Below are 17,390 nucleotides of genomic sequence, written 5' to 3' on the forward strand. Positions count from 1 at the left end.
AATGATTGGAATTGACGAGAAGGGTGGGAATGTCGGCGGCATTCCTGTACTAAGAAAAAATAGAGGAAAAAACATGAATGAGACAAAAAGACAGTATGAATATTTGGAGGTTGCCAGAAAAGAAGTAGAAAAATTGTCTAGGGAGGCGGGGAGAAAACTGACCTTCTGTGTGAATACCTTTGGCTGTCAGATGAACGCCAGAGATTCTGAAAAACTGGTGGGTATTTTAGAACAGGCCGGCTATGAGAAAAGTGACAGCGAGGAAGCAGATTTCGTGCTGTATAACACCTGTACGGTTCGAGAGAACGCCAATCTGCGCGTCTATGGACGGCTGGGGCATCTGAATCGTCTGAAAAAGAAGAATCCCCACATGAGGATTGCACTGTGTGGGTGTATGATGCAGGAAGCCCATGTGGTGGAGAAGATCAAGAAGAGCTATTCTTTTGTAGACTTGATTTTCGGAACGCATAACCTGTACAAGTTTCCAGAGCTGTTGGCGAATATGTTGGCCAGTGACCGGATGATTATTGATATCTGGGAGGGGACAGACCAGATCGTGGAAGATCTTCCCACAGACCGGAAGTATCCGTTTAAGTCGGGAGTCAATATCATGTTTGGCTGCAACAACTTTTGCAGTTACTGCATTGTCCCCTACGTGAGAGGAAGAGAGAGAAGCAGAGAGCCTAAGGCGATCATCCGGGAGATAGAAAAGTTGGTGGCCGATGGGGTGCGGGAAGTGATGCTTTTGGGCCAGAATGTGAATTCTTATGGAAAGACCTTAGACGAGCCGGTCAGCTTTGCCAGATTGTTGGAAGAGGTAGAGCAGGTGGAGGGGCTAGAGCGTATTCGTTTTATGACTTCCCACCCGAAAGATCTCTCGGACGAGCTGATTCAGGTGATGGCGAAAAGTCAAAAAATCTGCCGGCATCTGCATCTGCCTTTGCAGTCCGGGAGCAGCCGAATCTTAAAAGAGATGAATCGGCGGTATGACCAGGAGCGCTATCTGGAACTGGTAGAGAAAATTCGTGCTGCCATGCCAGACATCTCTTTGACCACAGATCTGATCGTGGGTTTTCCCGGGGAGACGGAGAGTGATTTTGAAGAGACGCTGAAGGTCGTGGACCAGGTAGGCTATGATACAGCGTTTACTTTTATCTATTCTAAGAGAAGCGGGACTCCGGCTGCGGCCATGGAAGATCAAGTCCCAGACGAAGTGGTAAAGGAGCGGTTTGACAGACTGTTAAAACTGGTTCAAGAGAGAGGACGTCAGGAGTCTTCTAGATTTCTGGGAACCAACCAAGAAGTGCTGGTGGAGGAAGTAAGCCACCACGGGGAAGGGCTTCTCACTGGGAGGATGGGACAGAACTTGCTGGTACACTTTCCAGGAGAAAAAGAGCTGATTGGAAAGACTGTGACCGTGCGCTTGGAACAGTGCAAAGGATTTTACTATATAGGAGAAAAGATCTGATGGCTTTATCACCAATGATGCAGGAATACGTAAAGACAAAAGAAGAGTACAAAGACTGTATATTATTCTATCGTCTGGGGGATTTTTATGAGATGTTCTTTGAGGACGCGACACTGGCATCTCAGGAATTAGAGATTACTCTGACGGGCAAAGACTGTGGTTTAGAGGAGAGGGCACCCATGTGTGGTGTCCCTTATCATGCCGCGGATACCTATGTGAATAAACTGATTGAAAAAGGATATAAGGTAGCGATCTGCGAACAGGTTGGCGATCCAAAGACGACAAAGGGATTGGTGAAAAGAGAGGTTGTCCGGGTGGTGACACCGGGAACTGTCTTGGACACGGTCTCTTTGGATGAGACGAAGAACAATTACATCATGTCAATTGTGTTCACAGAAAACCATTTTGGCTGTGCGATTGCTGATATCACAACAGGGGATTGCTTTGTCACGGAAATAGATCGAGCACAGAAGCTGTTGGATGAGATCAATAAATTCGTCCCTGCGGAAATTATCTGCAATGACTCTTTCTTTGTCAGCGGGCTGGATACTGACGATTTAAAAAATCGGATGGGAATTTGCATTCATGCGCTGGACTCCTGGCATTTTGACCAGGATACCTGTGAGAGGGCACTGAAAGATCATTTTCAGGTGGGAACCTTAGAGGGAATTGGACTGAAGGATTATGACAGCGGCATGATTGCTTCGGGAGCTCTGTTTTTGTATCTGACAGAGACACAGAAGACGGCCATGAGCCATATGACTTCCATACGTCCTTATTCAGCAGATAAATATATGTTGCTTGACAGTTCCACCAGGAGAAATCTGGAATTGGTGGAGACTTTGAGGGAGAAGAAAAAGAGGGGTTCCCTGCTGGGGGTGTTGGATAAGACCAGAACCGCCATGGGAGCACGGATGCTCAGAAGTTATGTGGAGCAGCCGCTGATCGACAAGGAAAAAATCGAGGAACGCCTGGACGCCATAGAGGAGTTGAATCAGAATGCTTTGCTGAGGGAAGAGCTCCGGGAGTACTTAGGCCCTATCTATGATCTGGAACGACTGGTGGGAAGAATCAGCTACAAATCTGCCAATCCCAGAGACCTGGTGGCCTTTCGTTCTTCTTTGAAAATGCTGCCTTATCTGAGAGAGCTGCTGAGAGAATTTCACTCGCCGCTGTTAATGCAGATTCACGAACGGATGGATGCCATGGAAGAATTGGAAAATCTGGTATCCAAGGCAATTGTGGAAGAGCCGCCTTTGGCTATGAAAGATGGTGGCATTATAAAAGATGGATACAATGAGGAAGTTGACAACTACCGGCGTTCCAAATCCGAGGGAAAACAATGGTTGACACAGTTGGAGGCCAGGGAGAGAGAACGCACTGGTATCCGAAGCATGAAAATCAAATATAACCGAGTGTTTGGATATTACTTGGAAGTGACCAATTCTTTCAAAGACCAGGTGCCAGAGGATTATATCCGCAAGCAGACACTCTCTAACTCAGAACGCTATGTGACTCCAGAGTTAAAAGAACTGGAAAATCTGATTCTGGGCGCGGAGGATAAACTGTATGCTTTGGAGTACGAGCTGTTTTGTCAGGTCAGAGACACAGTAGGGAGAGAAGTGGTTCGTATTCAGAAGACAGCAAAAGCAGTGGCTACTTTAGATGTGTTGGCATCCCTGGCGTTGGTGGCCGAGAGAAACAACTATACCCGACCAAAGATCAATACGCAGGGAGTGATCGATATCAAAAACGGGCGGCATCCGGTGGTGGAGCAGATGATTGAGAACGACATGTTCATCGCCAATGATACCTACTTAGACAACAATAAGAAAAGAATCTCTGTGATCACGGGACCGAATATGGCGGGAAAATCCACCTATATGAGACAGTCCGCATTGATTGTACTGATGGCTCAGCTAGGCAGTTTTGTGCCGGCGGACAAGGCGAATATCGGGATTGTGGATAGAATTTTTACCAGGGTAGGAGCCTCTGATGACTTGGCTAGCGGACAGAGTACGTTTATGGTGGAGATGACAGAAGTGGCCAATATTCTGAGAAATGCCACCGCAAAGAGTCTATTGATTTTGGATGAGATCGGGCGTGGAACCAGTACCTTCGATGGACTTTCCATCGCCTGGGCAGTGATTGAACACATTAGCAATCCCAAAATCTTAGGAGCTAAGACCTTATTTGCGACCCATTACCATGAACTCACTGAGTTAGAAGGAAAGATTTCCGGCGTGAATAATTATTGTGTGGCAGTCAAGGAAAAAGGTGACGATATCGTCTTTCTCAGAAAGATCGTCAAGGGTGGGGCAGACCGAAGCTACGGAATTCAAGTGGCTAGACTTGCCGGAGTGCCGGAATCTGTGCTGGACCGGGCGAAGGAACTAGTAGAGGAGCTGGTAGATTCAGATATCACGGCTACAGTCAGAGACCTTACAGCACCTAAAAAGAAAGATTCCATCGTCTACGACCAGGTGGATATGGAACAGATGTCTCTGTTTGACACCGTGCAGGATGACGATATCATCCAGGAGATTCGGGAACTGGATGTAAGCAATCTGACTCCCATGGATGCTCTGAATTTTTTGTACCGGATGCAGAATAAGATTAAAAACCGATGGTAAATGAGGGATGACGGATGAGGAAAATAGCTGTATTAGATAAGAACACCATTGACAAAATTGCTGCCGGGGAAGTGGTGGAACGTCCTTCCTCCGTGGTGAAGGAGCTGACAGAGAACGCCATCGACGCAGGAGCGACCGCGGTGACTGTGGAGATCAAAGATGGGGGAAAAACTCTGATTCGCATCACGGACAACGGAGCCGGTATTGAAAAAGAACAGGTGCCGATGGCTTTTGTGCGTCATGCCACCAGCAAGATTGAGAAAGTGGAAGATTTAGAGCAGATTGTCTCGCTGGGATTTCGCGGGGAGGCACTTTCTAGTATTGCGGCGGTGGCACAGGTGGAGCTGATCACGAAGACGCCGGCTTCCATCACGGGAGTTCGCTATGTGATCGAGGGCGGAGAAGAAAAATCTCTCGAAGAGATCGGGGCGCCGGAGGGAACTACGTTTCTGGTACATAATCTGTTTTACAACGTACCGGCCAGAAGTAAGTTTTTAAAAACTGCGGCCACCGAAGGTAGCTATGTGAGCAGTCTGATAGAACAGTTAGCCTTATCTCATCCAGAGATTTCTTTTAAATATATTGTAAATGGCCAGGTAAAGCTGCACACCTCGGGGAATTTCAGCCGCAGGGATGTGATTTATCAGATCTATGGGAGAGACATCACCAAGGAAATCTTAGAGGTCCATTATGAGAATGAATTTCTCAGCCTGGAAGGATATATTGGAAAGCCCTCTGTCAGCAGAGGAAACCGTAATTTTGAGAATTATTATATCAATGGGCGATATGTGAAAAATAAGATCATATCCAAAGCCATTGAGGATGCCTACAAAGGTTTTCTGATGCAGCACAATTTTCCCTTTGCTTCTCTTCAGATTGAAATGACAGGGAACGACCTGGATGTGAATGTCCATCCTGCCAAGATGGAGGTACGATTTTCCAGAGGAGACGAAGTCTACAAAGCTATCTATGAGGCTATCTTGCAGACTTTGAAGAAAAAAGAGATGATTCCGGAAGTTCGAGCGGATCAGGGACGGGAAGCCAAGGAAGAAAGACCTAAGATGAAATCTGGCCAGATACCGGAACCCTTTGAGTACAAGGAACGGCAGCGGCTGAGGGAACAGACTATCTACGAAGAGGATAGACAACAGAAAAACCGCTGGGAACTTTTAGAACAACGGATGGAAGGAAAAAATTTAGATATCCAAAAACCTGCACTCAAGACTGAGGAAAAAAAGGTGGCTGAGATTTGGAATACGGGTAGACCGAAAAAAAACTGGGAGATTCTCAGGGAAAAACCGGTGCTTCACTCAGAAGAGGATGCACTGTTTTCAGGAACACTCTCCGAAAAGACTCCGGCGAAGGAAGAGCCAAAAACCCAGAACCGGGAAGACACCTCCTTTGAAGTTCAGACAGAGGCTTTAGCCAAGCAGTTAGATTTGTTTCAGGAACGGATGCTCTCCCAGAAGGCGCGAAGCCGGCACAGGCTGATTGGTCAGGTTTTTGATACTTACTGGTTGGTTGAGTATGAGGATAAATTCTATATCATCGACCAACATGCGGCCCATGAGAAGGTGCTCTATGAAAAAATTGTCCGGCAGTATCAGGAAAGAGAAATGATCTCCCAGTACATCAGCCCGCCGGTTGTGGTGAGTCTGACCATGCAGCAGGAGACTCTACTGCTGGAACATATGCAGATGTTTTTGAAATTTGGATTTGAGATTGAGCCCTTTGGCGGAAAAGAGTACAGCATTCATGCAGTTCCGGCCGATCTATATGGATACACAGAAGGACAGCTTTTTGTGGAGATGATAGATGCACTAGAACAAGACGGCCAATTGTCTATGGAAGTTTTCGCCGGCAGGATGGCAACCATGGCCTGCAAGGCAGCGGTGAAAGGAAACACACAGTTGTCTTTTGCGGAGGCCAATGAGCTGATCGATCAACTGCTTACTTTGGACAATCCTTACCACTGTCCCCATGGAAGGCCGACGATTATCGCTATGACACGGACGGAACTGGAAAAAAAATTTAAACGAATTGTATGAGAGAGGAAAAAGTATGAGACGACCATTAGTTGTATTGACAGGCCCCACCGCTGTCGGAAAAACCAGCCTCTCCATCGGACTTGCGAAGGCTCTGGGAGGGGAAATCATCTCTGCGGATTCCATGCAGGTCTACCGGCACATGGACATTGGTTCCGCGAAAATCAGGCCGGAGGAAATGCAGGGGGTTCCCCATCATCTGGTCGACATCCTGGAACCGTGGGAGGAGTTTCACATTGTCAAATTTCAGGAGCTGGCAAAGGCAGCCATGGAAGAGATCTACCACAGAGGGAAGATACCGATTCTGGTGGGAGGCACAGGGTTTTATATCCAGTCCGTCACCAGAGATATTGATTTTACCAGCGCAGATCAAAACGGCGAATACCGCAGGCAGTTGGAGGAGACCGCCCGGGAACAAGGCGCGGAATATCTGCACAGCCAGCTTCAAAAGGTGGACCCGGCCAGTGCCCAGAAGATTCATGCAAACAATGTAAAAAGGGTCATCCGCGCGCTGGAATTTTATCAGGAGAATCACTATCCGATCTCGGAGCATAACCGGCAGGAACAGCAAAAGGCTTCCCCCTATCAGTTGGCCTATTTCGTTTTGAACGCACCTAGAGAACTCTTGTACAGACGGATTGATCAGAGAGTCGATCAGATGATGGAAGAAGGATTGGTGGATGAGGTTAAAGCCTTGCAGGCTCTCGGCTGCCATCGAGGGATGATCTCCATGCAGGGGCTGGGCTACAAAGAGATTCTGTCTTATCTGGAGGGAGAGATTTCTCTGGATGAGGCTGTCCGCATTTTGAAAAGGGATACGAGGCATTTTGCAAAGCGACAGATCACTTGGTTTAAAAGGGAACCGGAGGTGATCTGGATACAAAAGGAGAACTATCATTATGAAGAGGAACCGATTCTAGAGGCTATGACAAAAATCTGCAAAGAACGGGGAATCTGTTGAGAGAAAGGAAGAAGTTTTAGTGGAAAAGATGTATGAAAGCCTGGGAATCAGTTCCCGGGTTTATGAATTTGGACAGGAAATCATCGAAGGCTTAAAAGAGCGTTTTGAAAAAATAGATCAGGTCGCAGAGTATAACCAACTGAAGGTGCTGAGCGCAATGCAGAAAAACCGTGTGAGCGAGGCGTGCCTGGGAACCTCTACCGGATATGGTTACAATGATTTGGGAAGAGATACCTTAGAGCAGGTGTACGCAGACACTTTTCATGCGCAGGCTGCTTTGGTGAGACCACAGATTACCTGCGGTACACATGCGCTGGCCATTGCACTGTTCGGCAATCTAAGACCAGGTGACGAACTACTGTCTATTGCAGGAAAACCTTATGACACCTTGGAGGAAGTGATCGGAATCCGGCCTTCTAAAGGATCGCTGGCCGAGTATGGGATTACCTACCGCCAGGTAGAGCTGCACGAGGACGGAAGCTTTGATTATGAAAAGATTCAGGAAGCGATCAATGACAGGACGAAGCTGGTGACGATTCAGCGCTCCAAAGGGTATCAGACCCGCCCGTCCTTTTCCGTGGCGCAGATCGGTGAGGCCATCGCATTCGTGAAGAAATGCCGGCCAGAGCTTCCCTGCATGGTAGACAACTGTTACGGAGAATTTGTGGATGTGATAGAACCTACAGATGTAGGAGCAGACTTGATGGTGGGATCTTTGATTAAAAACCCTGGCGGTGGTCTAGCACCCATCGGTGGTTATATTGTAGGCAAGAAAGAGTTAGTGGAAAATGCTTCTTACCGGATGACTTCCCCGGGACTTGGAATGGAAGTAGGGGCAACTTTGGGAGTGAACCAAGCTTTTTACCAGGGGTTCTTTCTGGCTCCGATGGTTGTAAAAGGGGCTTTGAAAGGGGCGATTTTTGCAGCAAATGTCTATGAGAAACTTGGTTTTCCGGTGATTCCAAACGGCACGGAGCCGCGACAGGACATCATTCAGGCGGTGACTTTAGGAAGTCCTGAAGGGGTGGTTGCCTTTTGTAAGGGAATCCAGGCGGCGGCGCCAGTGGACAGCTATGTGGAACCGGAACCTTGGGATATGCCGGGTTATGACAGTCAGGTGATTATGGCGGCGGGAGCTTTTGTGCAGGGTTCTTCTATAGAGCTGAGTGCCGATGGTCCGATGAAACCGCCATATGCGGTTTATTTCCAGGGCGGATTGACCTGGGAACACGCAAAACTGGGAATTTTGAAATCCCTGCAGAAACTTGTGGATGAGAATCTTGTGAGACTTCCATAGGGAGGAATGAGTATGTCCGAGCGAAAATCGGTGATGATTATCGGAGGAGGTGCCTCTGGGCTGATGGCAGCGATCTTTGCGGCAAAGGAGGGGGCCGCCGTGACAGTTTTGGAGCACAGCCAGAGCTTTGGAAAAAAGTTGCTGGCCACAGGAAACGGAAGATGTAATCTGACAAATGTGCAGATCTATGGGGACTCCTATCGTGGTAGCCACAGAGAGTTTGCGGCAAAGGTTCTGGAAAGATACGATAACCGACAGACAATCGCATTTTTTTCAAAACTGGGAATCTATACGATGAACCAGGAGGGAAGGCTGTACCCCCACAGCCAGCAGGCTTCTAGTGTCTTGGATGTACTGATGATGGAGGCTAGACACCGGAAAGTGAAGCTGAAGACTTGCGAGGAAGTGAAGGTGATTGCGAAAGAAGGAGACAGTTTTCGAGTTTTGACAGGGAATTGGACTTACCATGCGGACCGGGTGATTTTGTGTACCGGTTCTCCGGCCTCCAACATCTACGGCGCAGACGACAGCGGGTACCAATTGGCAAGGATGCTGGGACACCAGGTGATTAAGCCTTTGCCTGCCTTAGTGCCGCTTCGATGCAAGGGAAAATGGTTCTCCTCCTGGGCGGGGATCCGCGTGGATGCGAAGGTCACTCTTTTGATTGACAAGGAGAAGAAGGCGCAGGAGAGAGGCGAGGTGCAGATGACCAACTATGGAGTCTCCGGAATTCCGATTTTTCAGTTAAGCGGCTATGCGGTCCGTGCCCTGGACGATGGAAGGCAGGCAGAATTGCTGCTGGACTTTTTACCGGAATTTGAGGAGAGAAATCTGAGAGCCTTCCTGCAAATGAGAAGAGAACAGTGTCCTTATAAAAATGAGAAGGAGCTGCTGTGCGGTTTGTTTCCCGACAAGCTGATACCGATTCTTCTAAAGACAGGTTTCCCTCAAAGTATAAAAGAGCTAAGACTGCAAGTTCAGTCAGCGCACTCGATGACCAATGCCCAAGTCTGCTCCGGAGGAGTGGATGTGACGCAGGTTCAGCCCAGAACACTGGAATCTTCCTTATGCCCGGGCCTGTATTTTGCAGGCGAGATTTTGGACATTGACGGTGCCTGCGGTGGCTACAACTTGCAATGGGCATGGAGCACCGGCGCGATTGCGGGCAGCAGCGCCGGGAGAGAGAAAGGATGAGATACTATGATTCGAATGACACAGGTATCCCTGCCAGTCTCCCATGACAGGGAGGCGTTGGAGAGAAAAATTCGAAAACTCCTTCGGATTTCCTCGGAACCATTCACTTATGAGATTGAGCGGCGCTCCCTGGACGCCAGGAATCCTCAGGAAAAGGTCTATCGGTATACTCTGGACGTGACAATCTCCAACGAAAAGAGGATACTCAAAAAAGTTCACAATAAAAACATTATGTCAATCAATAAAACCCGTTATCATTTTCCAAAATCGGGAGAAGAGCCTCTCATTACTAGGCCGGTGATTGTGGGAAGTGGTCCTGCTGGGCTTTTCTGTGGCTGGTATCTAGCACGGGCTGGTTACCGTCCGCTGATTTTGGAACGGGGAGAGCAGGTCCGGGAGCGCAGGCGGACGGTGGAGAGATTCTGGAAGGAGGGAATCTTAGATTCGGAGTCTAATGTACAGTTCGGCGAGGGAGGAGCGGGAACTTTCTCCGACGGAAAGCTGAACACGTTGGTGAAGGATCCTCTCGGTAGGAATAAAGAAGTACTCAAAAGATTTGTGAAAGCGGGAGCGCCAAAAGAAATTCTCTACGAACAAAAACCGCACCTGGGAACGGATGTCCTGGCTTCCATTGTCGAGACTTTGAGAAAGCAGATTGAAGCCATGGGCGGCAGCTTCCGGTTCGGTACTAAGCTTACTGGACTGAAGCTGGAGGATAACACGCTGCAAAGCCTGATTCTGAACGGAGAGGAAGAACTTAAAGCCCAAGTCTGCGTGCTGGCGATTGGCCACAGCGCGCGGGATACGTTTTCTATGCTCCATGGCTGCGGTCTTCCCATGGAACCGAAATCTTTTGCGGTGGGCCTGCGCATAGAGCATCCTCAAAAAATGATAAACCAGGCTCTGTATGGGGAGGCAGAAAGTGCGGAGCTAGGAGCCGCCAGCTACAAGGTGACTCATCAAGCTTCGACGGGGAGAGGAGTCTACAGCTTCTGTATGTGTCCCGGAGGCTATGTGGTAAACGCCTCATCGGAGCAGGGATATCTGGCTGTCAACGGGATGAGCTATCAGGCCAGAGACCAAGTCAATGCCAACAGCGCTCTGATTGTGACGGTGAAGCCAGAGGACTTTCCAGAGGATGGACCTTTAGGCGGAGTAGCTTTCCAAAGAAAGCTGGAAAAGGCTGCCTATGAGGCAGGCGGAGGGAAGATTCCAGTTCAGACTTTGAAAGATTACTGTAAAAATCAGGCCGGCAGTAGTCTTGGCCAGGTAAAGCCTTTGATGAAAGGCGCTTGGACTTTGGCCAATGTGCGGGAAATCCTTCCCAGACAGATTGGGGACTCCATTGAGGAGGGCATTTATGCCTTCGACAAAAAAATTCCTGGATTTGCCAGAGAAGATGCCCTGCTGAGCGCGGTGGAGAGCAGGACCTCGTCTCCTGTGCGAATTCTGAGAGGGGAAAATTGTGAGAGTCAGGTGTCTGGAATCTATCCCTGCGGGGAAGGAGCCGGCTACGCAGGCGGAATTACCTCGGCTGCTATGGATGGAATGAAGGTGGCGGAGGGGATTTCACGCAGATTCCAAAAATGTGAAATATCTTAAAATTCCAAGAGGGAGTGTGTACATCACACTCTTTTTGTGCTAGAATGTAATGTGCGATTTTCCTACGCAAACCTGAAGAGAGTAGGAAGGAGCGCATATGATGAAAGAAATACCAAGAGAAGAACGGCCCTATGAAAAATGCCAGAGGCTTGGTCCTAAGGGGCTGTCTGATTCGGAACTACTGGCGGTGATTCTGCGCAGCGGCACCTCTGGTGTAAATTGCTTAGAGATGGCTTCGCAGGTGCTGAAGCTTGCTCAGCCGCCCTATGAGGGACTACTGGGAATCTATCACCTCTCCTTGAAAGAGCTGATGGAGATTCCAGGGATTGGAGCAGTCAAAGGAATTCAGCTTCAATGTATCGGAGAGCTGTCTGTGCGTCTTGCAGCTATGCAAGCGAAAGAGAGCCTCGTCTTTACCAGGCCGGAGACGGTAGCCAGATATTATATGGAACGGTTTCGCCATGAAGAGCAAGAAAACCTGCTTTGTGTGATGTTGAACACGAAGAATCAGTATCTGGCAGAACGTGTAATCACAACAGGGACAGTGAATGCATCCTTGATCTCTGCCAGGGAATTATTTTTGGAAGCGCTAAGAAACAAGGCGGTGAATATTCTATTGATCCACAATCATCCCAGCGGTGATCCCACACCCAGCAGGGAGGATATTTTAGCGACCCAGAAGATTTTTCAGGTGGGAGAGTTACTGGATATCCGGCTTCTCGATCACATTGTGATCGGGGACCAGCGTTATGTCAGTATGCGCAGTGAGGGACTGATAGAGTGAAAGAGCATCAGACGTATTTATCTTGGTGGAAAATGAAAAGATAAAAATAAGGGGAAGAGGTATGCTTCGCAGAGTGTACGGGGTGGATCTTGGCACCAGCAGTGTCAAGATTTACTCGCTTTCAAAAAACAAAAAATATATGCAAAAAAATATGGTGGCGATACGCAATGGACGGCAGGTCATCGCTGTGGGCAATGACGCCTACGAAATGTATGAGAAGACACCTAGAAATATTCAGGTCAACTGTCCCATTCAAAATGGCAAAATTGCGAATATCTCCGTCATGGAGGTGGGTTTGTACAGTCTTTTAAAGAAGATTGAACCATACACACCCTTTGGCGCCGTGATGTATTTTACCGTTCCCGTGGACGCCACAGCAATCGAGAAGAGAGCTTATTTTACGGTGGCGAACGGAAGTATGCTTCAAAACAACAAAGTTCTGATGGTGGAGTCACCGATTGCAGATGCCTTGGCTATGGGAATTTCCCCCCAAGAGAGCAAGGGGAGCATGATCGTCAATATTGGGGCTCAGAGCACGGAGTTGTCGGTGATCGCAGGCGGCAAAGTAATCATAAGTAAGAGCTTGCAGCTGGGTGGTATGAAGATGGATGAGGGGATCATCAGTGAGATTCGCAAGAATTACAATCTACATCTGGGAAGAAGGACTGCCCATCGCCTGAAGACAGCTGTGGGACGGCTGAACACTCAGAGTAAGGAAGCCAGAAAGGTCGTTGGGATTGACAGCGTCTCAGGGCTGCCAAGGGAAGAGACGGTTTCTTCCGTCGTGGTCAATGAGGGTATCTCTTCCTGTGTCGATGAAATTGCAAAGGAAATCAAGACTTTTTTGGAACGGACACCGCCTCAGATTGCCTATCAAATTGCTCAGGAAGGGATTTATCTCACCGGGGGAAGCACACGGTTGCCTTTTATTGAGAGTTATTTGGGAAATGATACCGGTTATAGTTTTAAGCTCTCAGGGCTTTATGAGCAGTGCACGATTCAAGGACTGGAGAAGATTATACAGGACAGTGGACTGCAGCAGTGGGCGTCGCCGATTAGACAGAGAAAATTGTAGTCGGAAACAGTGGAGTAAGGATTCTGTGATGAAGAAAAAATTTAAAATTCATATAAAAATAAAAAGTAAGCATACGCTTGTGATTATGACATTTCTCTGTGTCAGTCTGATTGTGGCTGTCTTTGCGTCGGGAATCACTACGGCTCCTCTGCGGGATTTTGCCGGAATGGTCGTGGTTCCTTTTGAGAACAGTATCAATGAGATCGGCAAGGGACTGACCAAGGTCAAGAAGAGTTTTCAGTCGAAACAGGATTTGATTGATGAAAATGAAAAACTGCAGCAGCAGATTGCAGATCTGACAGAACAGAACAATGCGCTGATTTTGGACCAGGCAGATTTAGAAAGTTTGCGGGAACTGTATGAGTTGGACCAGGAGTACGCAGACTATCCTAAGATTGCGGCTCAGGTGATTTCTAAGGACCCTGGAAATTGGTACAATGTTTTTGTCATCAATAAGGGAAGCAAAGACGGAATTCAAAAGGATATGAATGTGATCGCTGACCGGGGACTGGTGGGAATCGTGACTGAGGTTGGCGCTCACTGGGCATCGGTCCGGTCGATTATCGATGACAGCAGCAATGTGAGCGGACAGACAGTCAGTACCTCTGACACCTGTGTAGTGCAAGGAGATCTAGAATTGATTGATGAGGGAAAACTTCGCTTTTCTCAGCTCTATGACGAGGAGGACAAGATCAAAGAAGGGGAGAGAATCGTCACCTCCAACATCAGTGAAAAATTTGTAAAAGGACTGTTTATCGGGTATGTGGGGGATGTGGAGATGGATTCTAACAACCTGACGAAGACAGGAACCATTGTGTCCCCGGTGGACTTTGCACATCTAGAGAACGTTCTGGTGATTACGACTTTGAAGGAGGGGCAGGAGGAGACGCAGGATGAAGAATAAACTGATTTTGGCAGCCTTAATTTTGCTCTCTTTTCTCTTACAGTGTACCGTACTTCAGACTTTTGCCATCGGCTCCATCTCTGCGAATCTTCTGGTGATTCTGTGTGTGTCCATGGGACTACTCCGGGGAAAGAAAACGGGAATGTTTACAGGATTTTTCTGTGGAATCCTGGTAGATTTGTTTTATGGACCGGTGTTTGGGCTATATGCGTTAATCTATATGTATCTGGGCTATTTTTCTGGATTTGGATGTAAGATCTACTACGACGATGATATGAAGGTACCCATGTGCTTTGTGGGAATCGGAGACCTGCTCTATAATTTTGCAGTCTACGGCCTGCAGTTTCTGTTGAGAGGACGATTGGGCTTTGGGACTTATTTTCTAAAGATTATGATACCGGAGCTTTTATATACCGTGCTCTTGACACTTTTGGTGTACAAGCTCCTCTATACGATCAACTACCGCTTCATGGGAATGCGCACAACGAAGGACAGTGATTCATTTTGGTTAATAAAATAAGAAAAAAATTAAAAAAATTGTCAATTCCGAGGACTACGGTGCTCGGCATTGTGTTTTTGATTATGGCTTGTGTACTCGTACACAAACTTTTTGATCTTCAGATTATAGAAGGTGAAGATTATGTAAATGATTTTAAGCTCAGATCTACGAAGACTAGAACTCTGAAAAGTACTAGAGGCAATATTTACGATAGAAACGGTGAGGTTCTGGCTTCCAATGAACTGGCTTATTCCATCACTTTGGAGGACAACGGAACCTATGACAGTGACCGTGTGAAAAATTTGACCTTAAACGGGACAATCTACAAAGTTTTGCAGATTTTCAAAGAAAACGGAGACTCCGTGGATGTGACCTTTCATATTATATTGGATGAAAACGGCGATTATGTCTTCGATGTGGACGAAGGTGTTACTCTGGACCGCTTTCGCGCGGATATCTATGGAAAAGCCCTGGTTGATGATATGACTGAGAAAGAGGCTTCCTCCACGGCGGAAGAGATTATGGACTATCTCACGGGAGAGGAGCGGTTTTCTCTGGTGCTGACCGGGGAAGACGCTTACACAGAAAAAGAGCTGAAAGAATATGGACTGCCAGAGCGCTTTACCCAGGAAGAACTGATGGACATGACGAAGATGAGGTATGCGCTGTCCACCAACAGCTTTCAGAAATATATGCCGGTGACGGTCGCCACACAGGTGAGCAACGAATCTATCGCTTCCATTATGGAGAATCAAGATGAGCTTCAGGGTGTGGATGTGGTGGAGGATTCCATCCGCACGTATGACAACGGACTTTACTATTCTTCCATTGTCGGCTATACCGGAAAGGCTTCCAGCGAGGAGCTGGAAAAGCTGAGGGAGGAGGATGACTCCTACGCGGCTGACTCTGTGATTGGAAAAACTGGAATGGAGCAGTATATGGAGACACAGCTGCAAGGCACAGACGGGCAGGAGACTGTCTACGTGGATAACTTGGGAAAGGTCCTTCAGATCGACGAGGATAGCCGAGTGGAGCCTAAGGCTGGAAATGACGTGTATCTGACCATTGATAAGGATTGGCAGGAGAATATCTATCACATTTTGGAACAGAGGGTGGCAGGTATTTTACTGTCTAAGATAGACCCAGGGAAGACTTTTGACGTAAACGCTGTCTCAGATGCCAGCCAGATTCGCATTCCCATCTATAATGTTTACAATGCGCTTGTGGCAAACAGTGTCATTGACATTGAACATTTTAAGGAGGAAGATGCCTCTGAGACAGAAAAAAATTTATATGCCAAATTTCAACAAAAGCAGCAGGAAATATTTGATAAAATAACTCAGGAGCTTACCGGTGATTCTCCGAAAGCATATAAAGACTTGGACGAACAAATGCAGGAATATGTCTCCTATATCGCGGATACTCTGTTGACAGAAAAGCTGGGAATTCTTCTGAGTAATTCCATTGACCGCAACGACGAGACGTATTTGGCCTGGGAACAGGAGCACAGCATCAGCCTACAAGACTATCTAACTTATGCGGCAGGACAGAACTGGATTGACATCTCTAAGATTTCCCCAGAGGGTGATTATCTGGACTCTAAGGAAGTATACCTATCCTTGGCCGAATACATCACGGAATATCTGAAGACGGACACGGAGTTTGGAAAGCTGTTGTATAAATATATGCTGCAGGAAGACACGATCTCAGGCACAGAACTGTGTACAGTTCTCTATGACCAGGGAGTCCTCCCCAAAGAAGGAGACGAGATGTATCAGTCTTTGGTGTCTGGCGCGACCTCCGCTTACGACTTTATGATTTCGAAGATTAGCAGTCTGGAGATCACACCGGGACAGTTGGCTTTGGACCCTTGCTCTGCGTCTTGTGTGGTGACAGATGTGGACACAGGAGAGGTATTGGCCTGTGTGACATATCCGGGATATGACAACAACCGTTTGGCAAATCATATGGACCAGGAATACTTTGCGAAGTTAAATACCGATTTGACTTCTCCGATCTTTAACAAGGCGACGCAGCAGAGGACAGCGCCAGGTTCTACCTTTAAATTGGTATCCGCGATTGCCGGAATAGAGGAGGATTTGATCGATGACTATTCCGTAATCAATTGTACCGGTTCTTTTGACTTGGTGCAGCCGCCCATTAATTGTTGGCAGAAGAGTGGACATGGCGGTCTGGATTTGACCTCAGCCATCGAACAGTCCTGTAACGTGTTTTTTACGACCATTGGCTTTATGGCGGGGGAGAACTCTGAAGGAGATTTCTCTGAGACTTCCAGTCTTGAGACTCTTCAGACCTACGCCAGTCTGATGGATTTGGATAAAAAGACTGGCATTGAGATCACAGAGTCGGAGCCCCAGGTATCTGATGAGTTTGCGGTTCCTTCTTACATCGGCCAGGGAACTCATCTGTACACCACCAGCCAGTTGGCCAGATATGTGACTACTCTTGCCAATGAGGGGACGAGCTTCCAACTCTCCCTTTTGGACAAGACGACGGATTCAAAGGGAAAGCTGATTAAAGACTACACGCCGGGAATTCAAAGCGAGGTGGATTTACCCAGCAAGCTCTGGGATTATATTCACAATGGAATGCGTCGTGTGGTTCAGACCCATGGGGAATTTAGCAATCTGGGAATGGAAGTCTCGGGCAAGACGGGGACAGCCGAGGAGTCGCCGACACGGCCGAACCATGGGCTGTTTATCGGTTATGCTCCGGCGGACGACCCTGAGGTGGCTTTGGCAATCCGTATCCCCCATGGATATTCTTCCGGTAATGCTTGTCTAGCTGCCAATGATATATTTAAATATATCTTTGAACTGACAGATGAAAAAAATATCATCACTGGATTTGCGTCTTCTGACACCAGTAATTCTTCTACAGACTAAAGCACAAAGAGATAAGACCCGC

Annotated in this window: 12 protein-coding genes; all 12 read left to right on the forward strand. The window is 47.7% G+C overall.

Features of this window, described 5'->3' with window-relative positions; all coding sequences use genetic code 11:
- Positions 1-73: 73 nt before the first annotated feature.
- The 12 genes from miaB to BLHYD_RS08085 all read left to right on the forward strand — a co-directional run bounded on the left by miaB (position 74) and on the right by BLHYD_RS08085 (position 17,368).
- On the forward strand, positions 74-1,468 hold the full coding sequence (miaB, locus tag BLHYD_RS08030; protein ID WP_242648367.1) for a tRNA (N6-isopentenyl adenosine(37)-C2)-methylthiotransferase MiaB: 1,395 nt from the start codon (positions 74-76) through the stop codon (positions 1,466-1,468).
- Positions 1,468-4,101, forward strand: coding sequence for a DNA mismatch repair protein MutS (mutS, locus tag BLHYD_RS08035; RefSeq protein ID WP_005945559.1), 2,634 nt, complete (start codon positions 1,468-1,470; stop codon positions 4,099-4,101). Before miaB ends, mutS begins: the two co-directional genes overlap by 1 nt.
- 14 nt (positions 4,102-4,115) lie before the next feature.
- Positions 4,116-6,149 carry a DNA mismatch repair endonuclease MutL gene (gene mutL / locus BLHYD_RS08040; protein WP_005945561.1) on the forward strand — a complete coding sequence of 678 codons (2,034 nt, stop codon included), beginning with the start codon at positions 4,116-4,118 and terminating at the stop codon, positions 6,147-6,149.
- Positions 6,150-6,162: 13 nt separating this feature from the next.
- Positions 6,163-7,107 carry a tRNA (adenosine(37)-N6)-dimethylallyltransferase MiaA gene (miaA, locus tag BLHYD_RS08045; RefSeq protein ID WP_005945563.1) on the forward strand — a complete coding sequence of 315 codons (945 nt, stop codon included), beginning with the start codon at positions 6,163-6,165 and terminating at the stop codon, positions 7,105-7,107.
- Between the two features lie 28 nt (positions 7,108-7,135).
- The gene (locus tag BLHYD_RS08050) at positions 7,136-8,404 is read left to right on the forward strand and encodes a methionine gamma-lyase family protein (RefSeq protein WP_005945564.1); all 1,269 of its coding nucleotides are present in this window, start codon (positions 7,136-7,138) and stop codon (positions 8,402-8,404) included.
- A 12-nt stretch (positions 8,405-8,416) separates the two neighbouring features.
- A complete protein-coding gene (locus BLHYD_RS08055; protein ID WP_040350274.1) occupies positions 8,417-9,598 on the forward strand; it encodes a BaiN/RdsA family NAD(P)/FAD-dependent oxidoreductase in 1,182 nt (393 codons plus the stop codon).
- A gap of 6 nt (positions 9,599-9,604) precedes the next feature.
- Entirely contained in the window at positions 9,605-11,200 is a 1,596-nt protein-coding gene (locus BLHYD_RS08060; protein WP_260784509.1) for an NAD(P)/FAD-dependent oxidoreductase, read from the forward strand.
- A gap of 97 nt (positions 11,201-11,297) precedes the next feature.
- Entirely contained in the window at positions 11,298-11,984 is a 687-nt protein-coding gene (gene radC, locus BLHYD_RS08065; protein WP_005945569.1) for a RadC family protein, read from the forward strand.
- A 61-nt stretch (positions 11,985-12,045) separates the two neighbouring features.
- Positions 12,046-13,059, forward strand: coding sequence for a rod shape-determining protein (locus BLHYD_RS08070; protein ID WP_040350275.1), 1,014 nt, complete (start codon positions 12,046-12,048; stop codon positions 13,057-13,059).
- A gap of 28 nt (positions 13,060-13,087) precedes the next feature.
- Complete coding sequence (gene mreC, locus BLHYD_RS08075) at positions 13,088-13,963, forward strand: rod shape-determining protein MreC (RefSeq protein WP_005945571.1); 876 nt, start codon at positions 13,088-13,090, stop codon at positions 13,961-13,963.
- Positions 13,953-14,483: a rod shape-determining protein MreD gene (gene mreD, locus BLHYD_RS08080; protein ID WP_005945572.1), complete on the forward strand. Its 531-nt coding sequence runs from the start codon at positions 13,953-13,955 to the stop codon at positions 14,481-14,483. The genes mreC and mreD overlap by 11 nt, the downstream gene beginning before the upstream one ends.
- Positions 14,468-17,368, forward strand: a complete 2,901-nt coding sequence (locus BLHYD_RS08085; RefSeq protein WP_005945573.1) for a penicillin-binding transpeptidase domain-containing protein — start codon at positions 14,468-14,470, stop codon at positions 17,366-17,368. Before mreD ends, BLHYD_RS08085 begins: the two co-directional genes overlap by 16 nt.
- Positions 17,369-17,390: the final 22 nt, after the last annotated feature.

The organism is Blautia hydrogenotrophica DSM 10507, assembly GCF_034356035.1.
Taxonomy (GTDB): Bacteria; Bacillota; Clostridia; order Lachnospirales; family Lachnospiraceae; genus Blautia_A; species Blautia_A hydrogenotrophica.